Here is a 19,688-nt window from a genome sequence, read left to right as displayed (position 1 = left end):
GGCCGCCGCGGCGGCCCGGCTAGCCGGGCGGGGACGCGCCGGTGGGCGCCGCCGCGCGTCCGGCCGTCAGCTCCCTGGCGACGCGCAGGCCCTCCCTGAGCCTGTCGACGACGCCGAGCCCCCGGTAGGCGTCGCCGGCGAGCCGCACGCCGGGCAGCCGCGCCAGGTCTGCCTCGGCCGCCGCCAGCCTCTCCAGGTGCCCGAGGCGGTACTGCGGTATCCCCCGCGGCCAGCTGGCGACGTGCGCGACGACCGGCTCGGCCGTCACGCCCAGGGCCGCCCGCACGTCGGCCCGCACCGCCTCGACCTTATCGCCGGCCTCCAGGTCGGCGAAGCCCGGGTCCAGCGCGCCGCCGGCGATCGCCCTGAGGAGCACGTGCCCCTCGGGCGCCAGGCCGGGCGCGATGGCCGAGGCGTAGATGACCCCGAGGCTCCTCACGCCCTGGCCGCGCGGCGCTACGAAGCCGAAGCCCGCGAGCGGCGGGACGTCCTCCCGCCGGTAACCCAGGGCCACGACGTCGACCGGGGCGTAGGGCACCTCCCCGAGCAGCCTCGCCGCCTCCGGCGCCGTGTCCTCCAGGAGCCGCGCCGTGACGTACGCCGGCGTCGCCAGGACCACCGACCGCGCCGTCCACGTCCGGCCGTCGAGCGACGCGACCTCGTAGACGCCTCCCCTGGTCCGCAGCGACGCGGCCTCCGCGCCGGTGACCAGCCGCGCGCCCAGAGCGTAGGCGAGCGCCTCGTGCAGGCGGCGCATCCCGCCGCGCAGGGCCACGGTGCGCCGCGGCGGCGCCCCCGCCCGACGCGCGGCCGCCATGCCCCTGATGAGGCTGCCGGCGCGCGCCTCCAGCGCCTTGAGCTGGGGGAAGAGCGCGGCGACGCTGAGGTCGCGGGGGTCGCCGGCCGCCACGCCAGAGACCAGCGCCTCGCCGAAGACCCGCGCGACGCCCGGCCCGAAGCGGCGGGCGAGGAAGTCGTGCACCGTCTCGTCGCCGGTCGCGGGCGGACGCGTCGGCTCGAGCAGCGCCCAGGCCTTGGCCGGCCACGGCAGCAGCGGCGACGCCAGGAAGCCGCCCGGGCCGGAGGGGACGGGCACGAGGCGGCCGTTCCTCACCAGGTACCGGCGGCCGACGTCGGTGGCCGGGTCCAGGGCCTCCCCCGCCAGTCCGAGCGCCTCGAGGAGCGGGGCGGTCGCCTCCGGCTCGAGAGACAGCGTGCCGGGCCCGGTGTCTACCGCGAACCCGTCCACCTCCACGGTGGACGCCTTGCCCCCGGCGCGCGCCGCGGCCTCGAGCACGACGACGCGCGCAGAGGGGTCGAGGCGCGAGGCCCAGAACCCGGTGACGAGGCCGGCTAGGCCGCCGCCGACGACGAGGACGTCGACCGGCGCGGCGCCGGCCCTCTGACCTTGCCCGGCGGCCGCGGCGGTCCGCGGCTCGCCCGCGCCGTCCCGCTCGCTCGCGCTGGGCGTCAACTCGCCTCGCGGGCGCGCGGACCCACCGGCGTGCGCCGGTAGGGTGCGACGGCGTTCGGCAGGTCGCGGCACTGCGGGTTCACGCAGCCCGGGCACCTCAGGCCGTACTGTCCCGAGCAGGCCTCGCCCGCCGCCAGGTGCTCGGCGACGATCGCGGCGAGGGCGTCGAGGAACAGCGGCGCGTCGTTCAGGGCCGGGGCGCGGCGGTAGTTCGTGATGCCGACCTCGGCGGCGAGGTGGCCGTACTCGATGTCGAGCTCGTGGAGCGTCTCGATGTGGTCGCTGGTGAACGCGACGGGGACGACGAGGACGTTGCGCCTCCCCTTCGCGCCCAGCTCCCTGACGACGCTCTCGGTCGAGGGCCCGAGCCACGGCACCGGGCCCACCTCGGACTGGTAGCTGACGAGGTACTCGTGCGCGTAGCCGAGCCTCTTCATGACCTCGTGCACGGTCGCGCCGACCTCGGCCGGGTAGGCGTCGCCGCGGTTGACGACGCTCATCGGCAGGCTGTGGGCGCTGAAGACGATGAGCACGTCGGCCAGGTCCTCGGGGGCGAAGCCCGCCAGGCCGGCGCGCACGGTCTCGGTCATCGCCTCGACGAAGCGCGGGTGGGCGAACCACCTGTCGATGACGCTCCAGGCGAAGTCGCCCTCCATGCCCAGCCGCCGCGCGGCGCGCCACAGCTCGTTGAGGCTGCTGCCCGTCGTCGCGCAGGAGAACTGCGGGTACTGCGTGAAGGCCACGGCGCGCGTCACGCCGTCCGCCTTCATCTGGGCCAGCGCGTCCTCGCTCTTCGGCTTGGCGTAGCGGAACGCCACGTAGAACCGGTGCGGAGCGGTCTGCGGCGAGATCCTGTCGAGCCGCTCGCACATGCCGCGCCCCTGCTTGGTCGTCCAGTCGAGGATCGGGCTGCCGCCGCCGATGTCCCGGTAGTTCGCCTGCACCGACCTCACGCGCCGCCTGGCGATGAACGGCCCCAGCCAGCGCTGCGCCGGTAGCTGGATGATCTCCTCGTCGGCGAAGAGCTCGAGGAGGAACGGCTCGACCTCGTCGAGGTCCCGTGGGCCGCCCAGGTTCAGCATCACGATGCCCGTGGGGCGGCGGGGCTCGCCCCGCTGTGCCCCGCGGGACGCGCCGCGCTCGTCGCCCCGCGCCTCCCCGCGGTCCACACCCGCGGACGCCGTGTCCGTCTCGTTCATGCCGTCTCCTGTCGGCGGGTCCCCAGCCAGTCGCGGGGGACGAGGTACTCGGCCAGTCGCGCCTCGGGGCTGCCGGGCTCGGGCCGGTGGTCGAAGGCCCAGGCGGCCAGCGGGGGCAGGGAGACGAGGATCGCCTCGATGTTCCCTCCCGTCTGCAGGCCGAACAGCGTGCCGCGGTCGTAGACGAGGTTGAACTCCACGTAGCGCCCGCGCCGCAGGCGCTGCCACGCCACCTCGCGCTCGCCGTAAGGGGCGGCGCGCCGCCTCGCGACGAGCGGCAGGTACGCCTCGGGGATCGCCGCGAGGCCGCTGGCGACGAACGCCAGGTCGGCCTCCCAGAGCGGTCCGCCGGGCGCGCCGTCGGCGCCGGCGGCGGCGAGCTCGCGCGGCGGCGTGAGCTGGTCGAAGAAGATGCCGCCCACGCCCCGCGTCTCGCGGCGGTGCGGGAGGTAGAAGTACTCGTCGCAGCGCCGCTTGAGCTCGTCGTAGAGCGCCGGGTCGCGCGCGTCGCACTGCGCCTTGAGCACGCCGTGGAAGTAGCGCACGTCCTCCTCGAAGCCGTAGTTGGGCGTGAGGTCGGCGCCGCCGCCGAACCACCACAGGTCGCCGACCTCGAAGTAGCGGTAGTTGGCGTGGAACGACGGCACGTACGGGTTCACGGCGTGGGCGATGAGCGACAGGCCGGTCGCGAAGAACGGCTTACCGGCCGCCTCGGGGTGGACGGCCGCCAGGCTGGCCGGCACCTCGGCGCCGTGCACGGCCGAGACGTTGATGCCGACCTTGGCGAACGTCTCCCCGTCCTGCAGCACCATCGCCGTGCCGCCACCGCCGCCCTGCCGCTCCCAGGTGTGAGGGCGGAAACGCGCCCGCTCCTCGAGCCCCTCGAAGCGCGCCACGATCTCGCCCTGCGCGCCCCTCACCAGGTCGACGACGCGCCGCGCCGCGGCGGAGTCCCACGGCGCGCTCACGCCCCCACCTCCGCCGCGGACGCCGGCCGACGCGCGTAGCCCTTGACGAGGTCGACGACGGCGGCGACGGCGTCGGGGTCGGTGCCGGGGAGCAGTCCGTGGCCGAGGTTGAACACGTGCGGGCCGCCTCGCCCCTCGTCGAGGACCCGCAGCGCTTCCGCGAGCAGCGCCTCGCGCGGGGCGAACAGCGCCGCCGGGTCGAGGTTGCCCTGCAGGGCCTTGCCGGGCAGGAGGCGCCGCGCCGCGCGCAGCGGCGTGCGCCAGTCGACGCTGACGGCGTCGCAGCCGAGGCCGGCGACCTCCTCGAGCAGGTGTCCCGCGCCGACGGCCATGTAGGTCACCGGCACGCCCAGGTCGCGCACGGCGCGGACGATGCGCCGCAGGTGCGGCGCCCCGTGCCTGGCGTAGGTGCGCCGGTCCAGGAGGCCGGCCCACGAGTCGAAGAGCTGCACGGCCCTGGCGCCCGCGGCCACCTGCGAGGCGAGGTAGCCGACCGCCACGTCGGCGAGCTTCGCCAGCAGCGCCTCCGCGACGAGCGGCTCGGAGCGCAGGAACGCCCGGAACGTCGCGAAGTCCTTCGAGCCGCCGCCCTCGACCAGGTAGGCGGCCAGGGTGAGGGGGGCGCCGGCGAAGCCGATGACCGGCACCGGCGAGGCCTGGGAGGCGAGCCGCACGGCCTCCGCGGCGAAGGGCGCCACCTCCCCCGCTGGCGGCACGCGCAGGGCGGCGACCGACGCGGCGTCGCGCACGGGCCTGGCGATCACGGGGCCGGGCGCGAACTCGACCTCCACGCCCATGTCCGGGAGCGGCGACATGATGTCCTGGAAGAGGATCGCCGCGTCCACGCCGAAGCGCTCGACCGGTTGGAGGGTGACCTCGGCGGCGAGCTCCGGCGTGCGCACCATCTCCCAGAACGAGTGCCTCTCGCGAATGCGCCGGTACTCGGGCAGGTAGCGGCCCGCCTGGCGCATGAACCAGACCGGCGCGCGCTCGCCGTCCCGTCCCCTGAGGGTCTCGAGGTAGACGCTCACGCCGGACGCTCCTCTCCCGCTCGTTCGGGCCCGGCCGACGACGCCGGCGTGGCGTCCGGCGTGAAGCGGTAGCCGACGCCCCACACGGTGTGGATGTAGACGGGCTCGTCGGTGTCGGGCTCGAAGTGCCGCCGGAGGCGCACGATGAAGTTGTCGATCGTGCGGCTGCTCGGGAAGGTGTCGTCGCCCCAGACGCGGTCCATGATCTCGTCGCGGCTGACGACCTCGCCCGCCCGCTCGGCGAGCACGCGCAGGATGCCGAGCTCGCGCTCGGACAGCTGGACCTCGCGGCCGTCGTCGAGCCTCGCGGTCCAGGTCCTGAAGTCGACGACGTGGCCGCCGAAGGCCAGGCGCTGCGCCGGCGCGGGCAGCGTCCGCTTCAGGAGCGCGCGCACGCGCAGCAGGAACTCGTGGAGGTGGAACGGCTTCGTCAGGTAGTCGTCGGCCCCGGCCTCGAGGCCGGTGATGCGGTCCACGGCCTCGCCGCGCGCGCTGAGGAACAGCACCGGCGTCGAGTCGCCCTCGGCGCGCCGCACGCGGCAGACCTCGAAGCCGTCGACGTGCGGCAGCATGACGTCCAGGACCACCAGGTCGGGCGTCTCGCGCCGCCAGGCGGCGAGCGCCTCGGCCCCGTCGCCGGCGACCGTCACGTCGTACCCCTCCTCGACGAGGTTCTCGGAGAGCACCTCGGCGAGGGCCGGCTCGTCCTCGACCACTAGCACTGAGGCGGCGGGCCGCGTCCCCTCGGCCGCCAGCCCCGTCACGCCGACCTCCCCGCCGCCTGGCCGACCGGGGCGCCCTGCAGTCCCGGCGCCGCGTCGGCCGCCGGCGCGAGCGGCAGCGTCACCGTGAAGCGGGTGCCCCTCCTCCCGTCGGGTCGCGGCTGACAGGCCACGCGACCGCCCATCATCTCGACGTTGCTCCTCACCAGGTAGAGACCCAATCCGACACCTCGGCTCCTCCGCGTCATCTCGCTCCCGGGCCTGTAGAACCTCTCGAACACCTTGTCGGCCTCCGCGGGCGGCACCCCGACGCCCTCGTCCTCGACGACGAGCACGGCCTGGTCGCCGCGCCGCGCCAGCCTCACGAGCACCGGCTTCTCCTCGCCCGGGCTGTACTTCACGGCGTTGTCGAGCAGGTTCGTGAGCACCAGCTCGAACGCCTCGGGCGACGCGCGCACCTCCAGCGGCTCTCCCGCCGGCTCGACCGTGAGCCGGGCGCCGCGCGCTTCGAAGGACCCGCGCACCTTGGCCACGAGGGCCGGCACCAGCCTGTCGAGGTCCTCGCGCCTCGCCTCGCCCTGGTGCGCGAGCTGCTCGAGCCTGGCGCTGGCCAGCACCTGGTCGCTGGAGTGCTGGAGCCTCGTGAGCTCGCGGTCCATGCGGCGCAGGTACTCCTCCAGCCGCTCCGGCGACGGCTTCCGGTACTGCAGCGTCTCGATCAGCAGCCTCATGGCGCTTATCGGCGTCTTGAACTCGTGGGTGACCGCGAGGAGGAAGTTGTGCTGGCGCCGCTCGAGCTCGCGCTCCGCCGCCAGGCTCCTGGCCAGGAGGACGAGGCCGGTCATGACGATGAGCAGGAAGAAGACGCCCTCGTAGCGGTACATCCTCAGGGCGCTGCGCTGCTCGTCGACGAAGGCCTCGAGGCGGAGCTGGTCGACGGCGAAGCGGCCGTCCTCGTAGCGCAGGTGCGGGTGCGCCGCGAGGAGCTCGTCGATCGCCGCCGGCTCGATCGCGGCGATGCGGTCGGCCAGCGCGGCGTCGTCGCGCCAGGCGGCCTCGGTCGCGTCCGTGACGCGGCCGATGTAGTCGGCCTGGAACCACAGCCACCACGCCACCTGGGCCACGGTGAAGACGACGACGAAGCCGAAGGCCCACTGCGTGAAGCGGGCGCGCCGGCGGAGGTGCTTGGTCGTCATGACAGCCATCCTCCCCGCACGGCGTCGAGGGCGTGGTAGGTGATGATCAGGTCGGCGCCCGCCCGCCTGATCGCCATGAGCGTCTCGCGCACCGCGCGCGGCTCGTCGAGCGCGCCCGCCGCCGCCGCGTGCTTCACCATCGCGTACTCGCCCGAGACGTTGTAGGCGGCGAGGGGCAGGTCGGTGGCGGCGCGCACGTCGCGGATCACGTCGAGGTAAGCGAGCGCCGGCTTGACCATCAGCATGTCGGCGCCCTCGGCCACGTCGAGCCGCGCCTCCCTGAGCGCCTCGCGCCGGTTGCGCGGGTCCATCTGGTAGCCGGAGCGGTCGCCGTGCTCGGGCGAGGAGCCGGCGGCCTCGCGGAACGGCCCGTAGAACGCCGAGGCGTACTTCACGGCGTAGGACAGCACGCCCACGCCCTCGTGGCCGGCCCTGTCGAGCTCGCTCCTGATGTGGCCGACGCGGCCGTCCATCATGTCGGAGGGGGCGACGAGGTCGGCGCCCGCCTCGGCGTGCGCCAGCGCCATCGCCGCCAGGAGCGGCAGCGTGGCGTCGTTGTCGACCGCGAAGCGCGGCCCGGCGGCCGGCACGCCGCAGTGTCCGTGGTCCGTGTAGCCGCACAGGCAGACGTCGGTGACGAGGACGACGTCGTCGCCGAACGCGCGCCTGGCGGCGGCCAGCGTGCGCGGGACCGGCCCGCCCGGGTCGCGCGACGCGCTGCCCAGGCGGTCCTTGGCGGGCTCCTCGACCACGCCGAACAGCAGCACGGTCCTCACCTCGTGGCGCAGGAGCTCCTCGATCGCGGCCAGCGCCCGTTCGGGCGCGTGGCGCTCGACGCCGGGCATGCCGGAGACCGGACCCGGCTCACCCGACGTGACGAAGAGCGGGGCGATGAGGTGGCGCGGCGAGACCTCGGTCTCGGCCACGGCGTCGCGCAGCGCCCGCGTCGCCCGCAGCCGGCGCGGCCTGACGGCGGGCCCGCGCGCCCTCGTGAGCGTCACGGACGCGCCTCCCCGCCAGCGGACCGGTCCGGGACGCCGGCGACCGCGGCGGCCCGCTCCACGGCCTCGGCCACCGCAGCTCCGTCGGGCCGGGCCGCGACCGTCGCCTCCAGGCCCAGCCGCGCGAGCTCGGCCAGCGTGACCTCCCCGATCGCCACGGGGCGCGTGCGGCGCAGGGCCGCGCCGCCGAACGCCCTCACGGCCGAGGGGCTGGCGAAGACCGTCACGTGGGCCGGCTCTCCCGCCCACGGACGCGTGATCGTGTCGTACACGGTCGCGGTTACCACCTCTCGCCCCGCCCGCTCCAGCTCCGAGCGCAGCGTCGGGCGCGCCAGCGCGCCCTGGACGAGGCCGACGCGCTCGCCGGCGCCGGTCACGGCCACCAGCGCGGCGGCGGTGGAGCGGGCGTCGCCGCCGCCGACGAGGTCGGCCGCGCGGCCCCAGTCGCGCAGCTCCGCCGCCGTGCCCGCGCCGACGACGGCCAGCGACGGACCGCCGTCGGCGCGCTGGCGCGCGAGGCGGACCGCGGCCGCCGGCGAAGCGGAGCGGAGCGCGGGTAGCGCGTGGCCGAACCACGCGCCTACGGCGGAGCGGCTCGGGAACACCAGCCAGTCGCAGCCGACGAGCCTCCCCGCCTCCTCGACCAGCGCCGCCGCGCCTCGCGGCTCGGTGCTGACAAGCGGCTGCCACTCGACGGTCAGGCCCGCGGCGGCGAGGCGCGCGTCCAGGCCCGGCAGCGCGCCGCGCGAGTGCGTGAGGCCCACCCTCACGGCGCCCTCCCGGCGGCGAGCGGCGCGACGCCCGGTTCCCCGGAGCGGCCGGTGAGCAGCGCGTAGACGGCCGCGGCCGCCTCCTCCGGTGCGTCGGCGGTGGCGCTGGCGCGCCGGCCCTCGTACCAGGCGCTCAGCTCCAGCCGACCGCCCGTCTCGCGCGCCACGGCGCCCAGGGCGAGCTGACAGCCGGCGTCGAAGCGGGCCATGAGCGCGCGCTCGGCGGCGACGCGGCGCCGCGCGGCGGGGTCGTCGATCGCCCCGACCGCGTCCGCCAGCTCCGGCGTCGTCTCCACGGCCAGCGCTCCCTGCGCCGGCGCCGGCATCAGCACCTCCGGCTCCAGCACCTCGCAGGCGAGGTCGCGGAGGTCGAGCCCGAGCCTGTCCAGGCCGGCCTTGGCCACGACGATCGCGTCGAGGTCGCCGGACCGCAGCTTCCCCACGCGGGTCGGGACGTTCCCGCGCAGGTCGGCCTGCACGAGGTCCGGGCGCAGCGCAGCGAGCTGGGCCCGGCGCCGCGAGGCGCTCGTGCCCACCCGCGCGCCGGCCGCGACGGGCAGCCCCGGCGCGCCCGGGTCGTGTGCCTCGCGGCGGCACAGCAGCGCGTCGCGGGGGTCGGCGCGCTCGGGGACGGCCGCGATCACGAGGCCCGGCACCGGCGCGCTGGGCAGGTCCTTGTAGGAGTGGACGGCCGCGTCGGCCTCGCCGCGCAGCACGGCCTCCTGGACGGCCTTCGTGAAGAAGCCGCTGCCCTCGAGCTGGGCGAAGGGCCTGTGGTCGCGGTCCCCCTCCGTCGTCACGGTGACCAGCCTGGAGCGCACCCCCGCGGCTGCCAGCAGCTCCTGGACCCGGCGCGCCTGCCACAACGCCAACGCGCTGGACCTCGTCGCGATGCGTATCACTTCTCCTCCATGGCCGCCACGAACGCCTCGGCCGCGCCGACGCCGTAGCGCTTGGCCAGCTCCCGCAGGCCCTTGAGCGGCGCGCGCGCGAAGCGGCTCGCCAGGCGCTCGGCGTCGCCGGGCGCCACCAGGCCCCTGATCGTGTCCACGTAGTGCGCGCGCAGCCGACCGATCGCCGGCGCGAGCTCGCGCTCGGTCCAGGCCTCCAGCGCGGCGTCGAGCTCCTCGAGCACGACGGCCTCGGCGCGCGCCAGCCTGGCGGCGAGGCGCTCGCGCCGGCGCCGACCCGCGGCCTCTAGCTCAGCGTGACCTATCACCTCGACGCCCAGGGAGCGCGCGGCGCCCGCGTCGACGTTCGGCGGCGTGCCGAGGTCGACGGCGACCCGCAGGTCCGGCATGGCGGCCAGCACGGGGGCGCTCAGCAGGTCCCGTCGCGGCGTCGCGCACACGACCGCCGCCACCGCGGGAGGCTCCCCGAGGAAGGCGTCGAGCGGCGTCCAGCGCCCGCCGACCTCCTCCGCCAGCGCCCCGCCCCGGACGGCGTCGCGGTTCACGACGAGTAGGTCGAGGCCCAGCCCGGCGCGCGCCAGGGCCACGGCGGCGGCCCTGCCCATCTCGCCGGCGCCGAGCACGGCGACGCCGTCCCCCGGGCGCAGCAGCTCCCGCAGCCGCGGCAGGGCCAGCGTGAACAGCGAGGTGTTGAGCGGCGCGAGCGGCACCTCGCGGCGCACGCGCTTCGCCGCCTTGAGGGCCTGCTCGAAGGCGAAGCTGGTGAGGCGACCTGTGGTGCCGCGGGCCTGCGCCTCGGCGTAGGCGCGCCGCACCTGGCGCATCACCTGGTCCTCGCCCGGGTTCATGGAGTCGAGGGAGGCGGCGACCCGCATGAGTCGCTCGACGGCGGCGTCGCCGGCGAAGGCGAAGGCGGGCTCGTAGCGCCCGTCGGCCGGCGGCAGCGCCGCGCGCGCCGACCGCGCGCTCACGCCTGGGGGCAGCGCGACGACGGCCTCGAAGCGGTTGCACGTCGCCACGACGACGGCCTCGGGGAAGCCCAGGCGGGCCACGTCCAGCGGTCCGCGGTAGCAGGCCTGGAAGGCGGCCACGGCCTCCGGCCCGCCGCGGGAATGTGACACGCCGATGACGGCCAGCCGCTCCACGCGGCGAATGTTAAGCGCGTCCCGGCTGAGGTTTGTCACGGAAGTGTCAGCCTGTGGCCGCGGCTCACGCTGACGCCGGCCGCGGCCCGGCATGTGACAACATGCCCGCCATGCCAAGGAGCCACGAGACGTCGCGCGCGCTGTTCGAGAGGGCCCGCCGCCTGATGCCCGGCGGCGTGAGCTCGCCGGTGCGCGCCTTCGGAGCGGTGGGCGGCAGCCCGGTGTTCATGGCGAGGGGCCGGGGCAGTCGCGTCTACGACGTCGACGGCAACGAGTACGTCGACATGGTCGGGGCCTGGGGCCCGCACCTGCTCGGCCACTCGCACCCCTCCGTGGTGTCCGCGACCCGCGAGGCGCTGGAGGACGGCGTCGCGTTCGGTACCCCCAGCCCGCGCGAGGTCCGCCTCGCCGAGCTGGTCCTCGACAGGTACTCGCTCTGCGAGCGCGTGCGCTTCGTGAACTCCGGCACGGAGGCGACGATGAGCGCGCTGCGCCTGGCGCGCGCCGTCACCGGCCGCGACGCGTTCGTCAAGCTCGCCGGCAACTACCACGGGCACGCCGACCCGTTCCTCGTGCAGGCCGGCTCCGGCGCCCTGACCACCGGCGTGCCGTCGAGCGCGGGCGTGCCGGAGGCGGTCGCGCGCGACACGCTGGTGGCGCCCTACAACGACCTGCCGGCCCTCGAGCGCCTGCTCTCCTCGCGGCGCGGCGAGGTCGCCGCCGTGGTCCTCGAGCCGGTCGCGGGGAACATGGGCGTCGTGCCGCCCGAGCCGGGCTACCTGGAAGGCGTCCGGGCCCTTACCAGGGAGCACGGCGCGCTGCTGGTCGTCGACGAGGTCATGACGGGCTTCCGCCTCGCCCGCGCCGGCGCCGTGGAGAGGTTCGGGCTCGAGCCCGACCTGGTGACGTGGGGCAAGGTGATCGGCGGGGGCTTCCCCGTGGGGGCGTACGGCGGCCCGGCCGCGCTGATGGACCGCGTGTCGCCAGCCGGCGACGTCTACCAGGCGGGGACGCTGTCTGGCAACCCCGTCGCGATGGCCGCCGGCGCCGCGACGCTCGAGGCGATCGACGCCGAGGTCGGGTTCTACGACCGGCTCGAGGAGGCGTCGGCCGCGCTCGAGCGGGGCCTGCGCGCCGGGGCTGACGCGGCCGGGATCGCGGTGACGGTGAACCGCGTGGGCTCGATGGTCACGGTGTTCTTCACCCCGGGGCCCGTGCGCGACCTCGACGGCGCCAAGCGGTCCGACCTCGGCCTCTTCGCGCGCTGGTTCCACGGCCTGCTCGAGAGGGGCGTCTACTGGCCGCCGAGCCAGTTCGAGGCGGCCTTCGTCTCGGCCGCGCACACGCGAGAGGACATCGCCGCCGTCGTGGACGCCGCCGCGGCGTCGTTCGCCGCGCTGCAAGGCTGAGGCGCGCTGCGACGCGACCTCAGGACAGCCCGTACGACTCCTCGAGCCGGCGCACGCGCGCCCTGGCCAGCGCCAGCCGCGGGTCGCCCGCCGAGAGCGCGGCCGCGGCCGCCTGCCAGAACTCGAGGTCGTCGCCGAGGCGCTCGGCCAGGTCGTAGAGGGCGTCGGCGTCGCCGGCCAGCAGCACGGCCTGCCTGAGCTCCTCCTCGACCTCCCAGCGCAGGTCGACGACGCCGGGCGCGTCGCTCTGCGCCAGCAGGGGCCCCCGCATCAGGCTCACGGCCTCGCGTATGCGGCTGGCCTTGATCAGCTCCTCGACCTGCAGGACGTCGGCCTCGTACGGCACCGTGAAGCGGTAGGGCGCGTCGCTCACCGGCAGCACCTGGCGCAGACGCGTCACGAGGCTGCGCATGCCGCCGCTGGTGAACGGCGCGTTGCCCTCCGAGACGAGGAAGTCGTTGAGCTCGTCGCGGGTGATCCCGTCGGGATGGAGCACGAGCGCGAGCGCCGCCTCGGCGAGCCGCGGCGGGAGCTGCACCTCCTCGCCGTCGAGGCGGCACTCGAAGCCGCCCAGGAACCGGAACGACAGCGGGGCGCGCGGCGCGGACAGGGTCGCCCACACGCGCTCGAAGGCCCGCGCCGGGCCGCTGAGCACGGCCAGGCCGGTGCGGCTCAGGCCGCTCAGGACGGGCACGAGCTCGCGCGGCACGTTGTGCGCCGCGCCGCCGCTGGCGAGCAGGTAGTAGAGCGCCGCCGTGAGGCGCTGCTCGGCGACGAGCTCCTTGGCGAGGAGCGCCTCTAACAGGTCGTCCGTCGCCGTCGGCTCACCCGTCACCGCGCCCACCATGCCCCTGGCGAGGGCCGCCAGGCTGCGCTCGTGGCCCTCCCCGGCCGAGGCGACCTCCCAGGCGTCGTCGGCGACCTTCCTGGCCTCGGCTACGCGGTCCAGCTCGAGCAGGGCGCGCACGAGCTGGTAGCCGTAGCGGGCGCGGTGCCGGCGCTGGCTGGCCTGGTAGGTGGCGCTGAAGAGCTCCACGGCCTCGGCGGGGCGGCCCTCGGCCAGCTCCAGCAGGGCCAGCGTGCTGCGGAACGCCACGGCGAGGTTGGGCAGGCTCCCCTCGACGAGCGCCTGCGCGTCCTCGAGCGTGTTCCGCAGGCCCAACAGGTCGCCCGCCATGATGCGCGCCATGGCGAGCTGGTTGATGATCATCAGCCGCCTGCTGCCGTCCTGGAGCTGCTCTCGGTCCACGACGTCGAGGGCCCACCGCGCCCAGCTCGCCGCGCGCGCGTACTCGCCCGTGTGCAGGAGGCGCGATGCTAGCGTAGAGGCGTTGCGCGCCACGTCGTACGCGCTGCCCTGCTCCTCGGCCAGCCGCACGCTGTCCCGCAGGATCTCCACGGCCTTCTCGTCGTTCGGGTGCAGCCGGCCGTACTGCCACAGCGTGAGGGGGGTCTTGCGCGCCGCGGCGGCCTGCTCGGCCATCGCGAAGCCCTCGTCCTGCGGGAGCGTGCCGGCACGCCGGGCCCGGAGGGCCGGCGCCAGGTGGGCGGCGAGGTAGGCGTCGGCGTCGGCCAGCGCGGCCTGGTAGTCGTTGGCGGCCACGCCGGCGACCACCCGCCACTCGAGGACCCGCTCGCCGTGGGCGTGCGACTCGGGCAGGGCGGAGAGGAGGACGTGGAGGCGACCCAGCAGGCCCTCGGACTGGAAGCGGGGGCCGGCGTGCTTGAGCAGGTCGTCGACGAGGTCGGGCGCCTTGAGCACGGCGAGCTCCAGCGCCGAGATGGGGTCGCCCTCCCGCATGTAGGCGTAGACCGCCTGCCTGACGTCCACGAGCTCGGGCACGGCCTCCGGCAGGAGCGGGCCGCCCGGCGACGGCACGTGGAGCCGCGGCAGGCCGGCCGCCTGCTGCGCGGCCGTCGTGAGGTCGGTGAACCGGCCACCGGAGGCGCGCCACAGCTCCTCGACCGCGTGACGGCCCAGGCCCCCGGGCACGATGGCGGCGGCCTCCTCGCGCGTGACGCTTAAGAACTCCTCGTCGAGGACGAGGCAGCGGTCCAGCACCTCGCGCTGGCCCGCCACGGGGCTCCTGACGTCGAGGACGACCGCGTAGCCGTTGCCGTGGAGGTCGAGGAGGTCGCCTATGAGCGGCTGCTCGAGGTCGGGCGTGGTGACCGCGAACCTCAGCGGCCTCAGGTCGGCGCGGTAGCGCGCCAGCGCCGCCAGGTGCGACCTGTAGGGGAGCGCCAGCGTCAGCAGCGGCGCGGAGAGCTCGCCGTTGACGGCCCGCGCGAGCGCGTTGCCCTGGGCGACCTGGTCGCCCCAGGGGTCGAGGTCGAACCACGCCAGCGGTCCGTGCTGCCGCAGCGACTCGATGACGAAAGGCACGCCGAAGGGCTCGCCGCCCACGAGGGCGACGGGCCTGTCGGACCCGATCACGGCCTCGGCGACGCGCGGCAGCCACATGCCGCCAGGATAGCGCCGCCGAGGTGTGGCCTAGTTCAGGTGAACCGCTTCTCGCCGCGCGACGGCGCGCGGACGAGCGGCGCGGCCTACGCCGCGGCCAGCCCCAGCGGCGCGGTGGCGTCCACGTCGGCGCGTCGCGCCGCGACCCCGTTCTCCTCTTCGACCCGTTCCGCCGCCGCGATCGACCTGAGCAGCGCGACCTCCCGGACGACCAGCCGTTCCCCAACGAACTGGAACCTAGTCGAGCGCTGCAGACGCGCGAGTGCTTCAGCTCTTTCCACTGCCTACCTCCCTGGTAGTGCGGCCACGTTAGGCGGCGCGCCGATTCAGCGGCGCATCATTCGGGTACGGCGACGCTGCGAGGCACTGAAGCGGGTTTGAAGCGCCCCCGGATGTACCTTTCATCCATCTCAGGAGGTACTCATGTTCAACAAGGTCGCTCGTGCAGTCGCAGTCGCCCTCACCGTCCTCGGTCTCGCCTTCGGTTCCGTCCAGGTCACCAACGCCTTCACCGCCAACGCCACGATCGCCGACAGCGGCGGCCAGAGGGGCGACTGGGATCCCGGCTGAGCCCGCCGTCTTCCCTACCCCACCCCGCCTGACCGCTCCGGCGCGCTGACCGACGGGGGGAGCCCGCACGGGCTCGCAGCGCGACCGGCCAAGCAGCAGGGCACCGCGAGGCCGCGGCCGTCCCTGCCCCCACGTTCTCGACCACGGAAGCCCTCAGAGGGGCCGCATAGTGCCTGAAAGAAACAGCATGCCCCCGTTGCACGAACTGGGCTTCCAGTACCAGCCCATCGTCAGCCTCAGCGAGCCCGAGGCCATCTGGGTCGAGGCGCTCGTGCGCTGGCACCTCCTGGACGGCACCGTCCGCGGTCCCCTGCAGGTCCTGCCGCACTGGCTCTCCGAGCAGCGCCAGGACGTCTTCACGCGCTTCAGCATCGAGCGCGTGGCGGCCACGCTGGCCGAGCACGACGACGTAAGCGTGTCGGTGAACCTCAGCCCGGCGCAGGTGACCCACCCCCAGACACTGGCGAGCCTAGAGGGCCTGCTGCCCGACGTGAGGCAGCGCCTGAGGATCGAGCTCACCGAGCAGCGCTTCGGCGACGCCAGGCGCCTGTGGAACAGCCTCGCGGCCCTGCGCGAGCGCTGCGGCGCGCTCCTGCTCGACGACGTCACCGAGCGCGACGCCGCCGACCGCATCCCCTCGGCCGACCTCATCGACGGCGTCAAGGTCGACCGCAGCGTCACCGGCGGCCTCGCCGACGGCAGCCGGCGCCGGGAGCTCGAGCGCTTCGTGCGCGAGCTCGGCGAGCGCTTCCCCGTGGTCGTCATCGAGGGCGTGGAGGACCCCGCGCTGTGCGACGGCCTGCGCGAGCTCGGCGCTACCCACGTGCAGGGCTTCGGCATCGGTCACCCGCGGCCCGACCCGGTCCCGCCGCTCTACGAGCCGCGGCTGCCGGAGGTCGAGGCGGCGACGGCCAAGGCCGTCCGCCTGCACCTCGGCGCGCTGCTGCTCGCCGAGGGCGACTCCGACCTGCACCTCTGACCCCGACTACTGACGCCAGTACGCGATCTCGCGCAGCGCCACGCTGAGCGCCTCGGCGCCGCTCATCAGGTCGCGGCGCAGCGCCCGCCTCGTCGTCCAGTTGCCGGGTCCGTCCACCTCGTACTCGAACAGGACCCGCAGCGCGGCGCTGGGGCTGAGCCGCATGACGCTGGCGAGGAAGCCGCGAGCGTCGTAGGTGTAGAAGCGCTCCTCGACTACCCGTCCGGACTCGTCGCGGTAGCGCGTGTACGTGGGACGTCCGCGCCTGTCGAACCTGTGGTCCGCCGTGAGCGCGGAGAGGTCGACGGCGCCGGGCGACGACTCGTCCGGTCCGACCGTGAGCTCCACGCCCTCGGGTTGCGGCAGGTGGAAGCGCAGGGAGCGGAGCTCTCCCGTCTCGGTGTCGCGCTCGGCCTCCATGACGGGGCGTCCGGCCTCGTCGAGCACCAGCTTGCCGGTCGCGTCCTCCAGGTCGAGGTGGATCGTGTTCGTCTCGGGGTCGTAGAGGTAGCGCTCGCGCCTGAGCATCCTCAGCTCCTCGGTCGTGAGGCTGGCCTCGAGGCCCGACTCGGCGAACCAGTGCTCACGTGTCATCGCGTCCCTCGGCACCTGTGTGATCACCCTCATCGGGCGACCGCGGAACCCGAAGAACGCAGAGAGCGTGAACTGCCTCACCTCTGCCATCTCCCTAGGTCGACAAGCATTATGCCGCCCCCTGGTTCGCGACGCGCGCTCCGGGAGACCCTGGCCCACGGCGACCCGCCGACCGCGCCGGCCGCGCCGACGCTGCCCCGGACGGCGCTCTCCGCCGCGCCGCGCCCCTAGGGCGGCTCGGTGTCGAGCTCGACGCCCCCGCCGCGCTGCTTGGCCCGGTACATGGCGGCGTCGGCGCGGGCGAGCGCGGACGGAAGCGACGCGACGCGCGGCACCACGCCGAGGCTCGCCGTGACGTCCAGCCGCAGGCCCGTCACCGAGTAGGGGGCGTCCACCGCCGCGCGGACGCGCTCGAAGTACGCCACGCTGGCGTCCCGGTCCAGGCCCGTGGCGAGGATCACGAACTCGTCCCCGCCGATGCGACCGACGAGGTCGGACGCGCGCACGGCCGTGCGGAGCCTGCCGGCGACGTGCCGCAGCAGGTCGTCGCCGACGTCGTGACCGTGGCGGTCGTTCACGGCCTTGAAGCCGTCGAGGTCGAGGTAGCACAGCGCGACCTCCTCGCCCGCGGCCGCGGCCGCCTTCAGGCACTCCTCGGCCTCGGCCTCGAAGCCGCGCCGGTTCGTCAGCCCGGTGAGTGGGTCGGTGTGGGCGAGCTCGAGGGCCCGCGACTCGTCCTCCTTATGCTCGGTGATGTCGGCGAACGTCACGGCGACCCCGCCCCAGAACGCCGCCGCCGTCACGCGGAACCAGACGGGGCCCTCGAGGGTGGGCAGGGAGACGTTGCTGCTCACCGCGCCGTCGCCGCGCTCCGCCTCGAGGAGCCGCTCGTGCAGGCTCGTCTCCCCCGCCAGAGGCCCGGACGCCAGCAGGTCCTCGCCGGGGCGCGCGGCGAACAGGCGCCTGGCGGCCTCGTTGGCGAAGCTCACCGGGGCCAGGGTCACGGCGCGGGCGGCACCGTCCGCCGGCTCCTCGACCGTCGGGCTGACGAGGACCACGGCGTCGCGCGAGCTGCCGATCACCGCCTCGAGCAGGTCCTTGGCCGAGCGCAGGCGCGGCACAGAGTAGAAGAGCAGGACGAGGACGCCGTGCCACGCGGCCGTGAGGAGGCCCACCCAGGTGGCCTCCGTCTGCCTGCCTGCTACGGCGGGCGGCAGCGCGAGCTGCAGGGCCACGGCGGCGGCGAGCGTGACGATCGCCGCCCACAGCGCCTCGGACGGGCGCCTGAGCAGGAAGAACAGCAGGTAGACGACGGGCAGCGTAAGGAACGCCCCGAGGAGCGCGTTCGTGTGCCGGATCTCACCCGGGTCCCCGGTCGCCTGGAGCACGGCGAGCGTGACGAGGGTCAGCCCCGCCAGCGCGTACGGGGTGACGGCCAGTACGTAGCGCCGCGGCTCGCCCCCCACGACGCCTGCCACGGTGAGCCAGCCGATCGCCGCCAGCACGACGAGGTTCGTGAAGGGGTCGCCCAACCCCATGTACCAGGCGAGAACGACGAGCGCCGCGCCCGCGGTCGCCGCACCGAGCAGCACCCACAGGGCGGCGCCCCTGACGGGCGCGCGAGCGAGCGTGGGCGTCCAGATGGACCCCCGACCCCCTGCCGAGGTGCGCCCTGTGACATCCGTGCACCAAGCTACAGCCACCCCGTGACCACAGCATGGGAATCCGTCGCACCGCAGGCGCGGAGGTGGAGGGCCGCGGCGGGCGCCGAACGCGTAGCGAAGGTGGTGGCGCCTCTCGGGCGCCCTTCGCGCCCGCCCCGACCCGGCAACGGATGGTGCCAGAGCCCGGCATGAGACGAGTCCCAGGCTCCTGAGGGCTCCGTGGTACTACGCCCGTTCCCCGTCCTCCGCGAAGCCGTGCCTTCGCGCCCGCACTACGCGCCACTTGCCCCCGCGCGCCCTCGGGTGCTCGGTGCCCCGGGGGCGCGCGGGGGCGGCCCGTCGCGGTCGACGCGCCGGGCTCGGTGTGCTCCTCAGGGGACGAGGTACTGGCTCAGCCCCTGGCCGCCGAACAGCACGACGCGCTCCGGCGGGGCGGCGAGGCCGACGCGCTGCAGGCGCGCGTCGGTCGCGGCCCGCGCCGCGTGGCTCGGCTGCGGGTAGCCGGGGAACAGCTCGCTCTCGCTCACCGCCACGCTCGCCCGCGGGTCGGTGAGCGACCAGGGGTAGGAGCTCGAGAAGTCCGCGGCGGAGCCGCCAGACGTGCCGCGGTCGTAGGTGGCGCCGACGTGTGCCGTGGTGATCGAGGACGCAGCGAGGATGACGCCGAGGAGCAGGACCTGTGCCTTCTTCATCGCCGACCTCCTTCGGGCCAGCTTCGCTGGCTCGGTCGGAGGGTAGGGAACGGGCCGTGACGCCATCGTGATGCCCCCGTGACGGCCGGCGCGACGCCGCGCCACGCCCGCCGTCCGGCTATGGTGGCGCGGTATGGCGCCGCCTGGCCGCGGTCCGGGCGCGGGCGCTCAGTCCAGGCGCGAGGCGAGCGAGTCCAGGAGGCGCAGGAAGCCCGCGAAGGGCCCGTCGTACGACTGGAGCGCCTCGACGGTCCGGCGCGCCTGCTTGGGGAGGTCGTGCGGGTAGGGCACGTGGCTGAACACGGGCGTGCCGCGCTCGTCGCCGCTGACCGTCGCGAATGACCACACGAACACGACGGGCTCGGGGTGGTCGGGGACGTGCAGCGAGACGCCGTCGAGGCGGAACGAGCGCGGGTCGCGGCTCGCCCCCCACGCCACCCAGTCGCGGCCGGCGAAGGGCTCGAGCTCGCCGGCCGTGAGCCGTCGGTAGCGCGCGACGCTCACGCCAGGCGGACCCGCCGGTCGCGCGGGTCGACGAAGGGGTGGAGGCTGTCGACGAGGTCGTCGAGGTCCTGCGGCCTCTCGATGACCATGAGCAGGGAGTGGTACTCGACGCAGAACGGGTATGTGAAGCACGTCACGCCGCGCACCTCCCGCGCCCGAGGGTCCCAGGTGACGATCGCGACGGGCCGCCGCCGGCGCTGCCGGCGGGCCGGCCACCCCTGACCGCGGTCCCAGCCGTAGCCGTGGACCGCGAAGTAGACGAGCGCCTCGCTCGTGCGCGAGAGCGGCAGGTACTCCTGCGCCTCCTCGGCCGTGAGCAGCTCGGCGAACGCGGCGTGGGGCTTGGGGAGGCGGCGTCTCAGCGGTCGGATCATCGGGGGCTTCCCGCGGCCCAT

At 75.2% G+C, this 19,688-nt stretch carries 20 protein-coding genes; 3 read left to right on the top strand and 17 right to left on the bottom strand.

Annotated elements, in window-relative coordinates; genetic code table 11:
- Positions 1-19: 19 nt before the first annotated feature.
- From hemG to VF202_11390, 10 genes are read right to left on the bottom strand one after another with little or no spacing between them, the layout of a single operon-like run.
- Positions 20-1,474 carry a protoporphyrinogen oxidase gene (gene hemG, locus VF202_11435; GenBank protein HEX7040722.1) on the bottom strand — a complete coding sequence of 485 codons (1,455 nt, stop codon included), beginning with the start codon at positions 1,472-1,474 and terminating at the stop codon, positions 20-22.
- Positions 1,471-2,673, bottom strand: coding sequence for a ferrochelatase (hemH, locus tag VF202_11430; protein HEX7040721.1), 1,203 nt, complete (start codon positions 2,671-2,673; stop codon positions 1,471-1,473). The genes hemG and hemH overlap by 4 nt, the downstream gene beginning before the upstream one ends.
- Positions 2,670-3,641 (bottom strand): oxygen-dependent coproporphyrinogen oxidase, encoded by a 972-nt coding sequence (gene hemF / locus VF202_11425; protein HEX7040720.1) that lies wholly within the window; start codon positions 3,639-3,641, stop codon positions 2,670-2,672. Before hemF ends, hemH begins: the two co-directional genes overlap by 4 nt.
- Positions 3,638-4,672 carry a uroporphyrinogen decarboxylase gene (gene hemE / locus VF202_11420; GenBank protein HEX7040719.1) on the bottom strand — a complete coding sequence of 345 codons (1,035 nt, stop codon included), beginning with the start codon at positions 4,670-4,672 and terminating at the stop codon, positions 3,638-3,640. Before hemE ends, hemF begins: the two co-directional genes overlap by 4 nt.
- Entirely contained in the window at positions 4,669-5,436 is a 768-nt protein-coding gene (locus tag VF202_11415) for a response regulator transcription factor (GenBank protein ID HEX7040718.1), read from the bottom strand. Before VF202_11415 ends, hemE begins: the two co-directional genes overlap by 4 nt.
- Positions 5,433-6,590 carry a HAMP domain-containing sensor histidine kinase gene (locus tag VF202_11410; protein ID HEX7040717.1) on the bottom strand — a complete coding sequence of 386 codons (1,158 nt, stop codon included), beginning with the start codon at positions 6,588-6,590 and terminating at the stop codon, positions 5,433-5,435. The genes VF202_11415 and VF202_11410 overlap by 4 nt, the downstream gene beginning before the upstream one ends.
- The gene (gene hemB / locus VF202_11405; GenBank protein HEX7040716.1) at positions 6,587-7,591 is read right to left on the bottom strand and encodes a porphobilinogen synthase; all 1,005 of its coding nucleotides are present in this window, start codon (positions 7,589-7,591) and stop codon (positions 6,587-6,589) included. The genes VF202_11410 and hemB overlap by 4 nt, the downstream gene beginning before the upstream one ends.
- A complete protein-coding gene (locus tag VF202_11400; protein HEX7040715.1) occupies positions 7,588-8,361 on the bottom strand; it encodes a uroporphyrinogen-III synthase in 774 nt (257 codons plus the stop codon). Before VF202_11400 ends, hemB begins: the two co-directional genes overlap by 4 nt.
- The gene (gene hemC, locus VF202_11395; protein HEX7040714.1) at positions 8,358-9,263 is read right to left on the bottom strand and encodes a hydroxymethylbilane synthase; all 906 of its coding nucleotides are present in this window, start codon (positions 9,261-9,263) and stop codon (positions 8,358-8,360) included. Before hemC ends, VF202_11400 begins: the two co-directional genes overlap by 4 nt.
- Positions 9,260-10,417 carry a glutamyl-tRNA reductase gene (locus VF202_11390; GenBank protein HEX7040713.1) on the bottom strand — a complete coding sequence of 386 codons (1,158 nt, stop codon included), beginning with the start codon at positions 10,415-10,417 and terminating at the stop codon, positions 9,260-9,262. The genes hemC and VF202_11390 overlap by 4 nt, the downstream gene beginning before the upstream one ends.
- A 110-nt stretch (positions 10,418-10,527) precedes the next feature.
- Here VF202_11390 and hemL point away from each other — a divergent pair, with 110 nt between their 5' ends.
- A complete protein-coding gene (gene hemL / locus VF202_11385) occupies positions 10,528-11,826 on the top strand; it encodes a glutamate-1-semialdehyde 2,1-aminomutase (protein HEX7040712.1) in 1,299 nt (432 codons plus the stop codon).
- Positions 11,827-11,845: 19 nt separating this feature from the next.
- Here the strand turns inward: hemL and VF202_11380 are convergent, their stop codons facing one another.
- Both VF202_11380 and VF202_11375 read right to left on the bottom strand, forming a co-directional pair.
- Positions 11,846-14,290 (bottom strand): tetratricopeptide repeat protein, encoded by a 2,445-nt coding sequence (locus VF202_11380; GenBank protein HEX7040711.1) that lies wholly within the window; start codon positions 14,288-14,290, stop codon positions 11,846-11,848.
- Positions 14,291-14,376: 86 nt separating this feature from the next.
- Complete coding sequence (locus tag VF202_11375; GenBank protein HEX7040710.1) at positions 14,377-14,571, bottom strand: hypothetical protein; 195 nt, start codon at positions 14,569-14,571, stop codon at positions 14,377-14,379.
- A gap of 142 nt (positions 14,572-14,713) precedes the next feature.
- On the opposite strand from VF202_11375, the gene VF202_11370 reads away from it, so the two are divergent.
- Both VF202_11370 and VF202_11365 read left to right on the top strand, forming a co-directional pair.
- Positions 14,714-14,860, top strand: coding sequence for a hypothetical protein (locus VF202_11370; protein HEX7040709.1), 147 nt, complete (start codon positions 14,714-14,716; stop codon positions 14,858-14,860).
- Between the two features lie 196 nt (positions 14,861-15,056).
- Positions 15,057-15,839, top strand: coding sequence for an EAL domain-containing protein (locus VF202_11365; protein HEX7040708.1), 783 nt, complete (start codon positions 15,057-15,059; stop codon positions 15,837-15,839).
- Positions 15,840-15,845: 6 nt separating this feature from the next.
- Here VF202_11365 and VF202_11360 read toward each other — a convergent pair whose 3' ends face one another.
- The 5 genes from VF202_11360 to VF202_11340 all read right to left on the bottom strand — a co-directional run bounded on the left by VF202_11360 (position 15,846) and on the right by VF202_11340 (position 19,667).
- The gene (locus tag VF202_11360; GenBank protein HEX7040707.1) at positions 15,846-16,514 is read right to left on the bottom strand and encodes a hypothetical protein; all 669 of its coding nucleotides are present in this window, start codon (positions 16,512-16,514) and stop codon (positions 15,846-15,848) included.
- A 146-nt stretch (positions 16,515-16,660) separates the two neighbouring features.
- Positions 16,661-18,136, bottom strand: a complete 1,476-nt coding sequence (locus tag VF202_11355) for a GGDEF domain-containing protein (protein HEX7040706.1) — start codon at positions 18,134-18,136, stop codon at positions 16,661-16,663.
- Positions 18,137-18,468: 332 nt separating this feature from the next.
- Positions 18,469-18,789 carry a hypothetical protein gene (locus VF202_11350; protein ID HEX7040705.1) on the bottom strand — a complete coding sequence of 107 codons (321 nt, stop codon included), beginning with the start codon at positions 18,787-18,789 and terminating at the stop codon, positions 18,469-18,471.
- A gap of 168 nt (positions 18,790-18,957) precedes the next feature.
- A complete protein-coding gene (locus VF202_11345; GenBank protein HEX7040704.1) occupies positions 18,958-19,293 on the bottom strand; it encodes a hypothetical protein in 336 nt (111 codons plus the stop codon).
- Positions 19,290-19,667: a hypothetical protein gene (locus VF202_11340; GenBank protein ID HEX7040703.1), complete on the bottom strand. Its 378-nt coding sequence runs from the start codon at positions 19,665-19,667 to the stop codon at positions 19,290-19,292. Before VF202_11340 ends, VF202_11345 begins: the two co-directional genes overlap by 4 nt.
- Positions 19,668-19,688 lie beyond the last annotated feature (21 nt).

Source organism: Trueperaceae bacterium (genome assembly GCA_036381035.1).
GTDB lineage: Bacteria > Deinococcota > Deinococci > Deinococcales > Trueperaceae > DASRWD01.
Note: the sequence above shows the minus strand (reverse complement) of the source record. Positions and strands in the feature narration are given on the sequence as shown.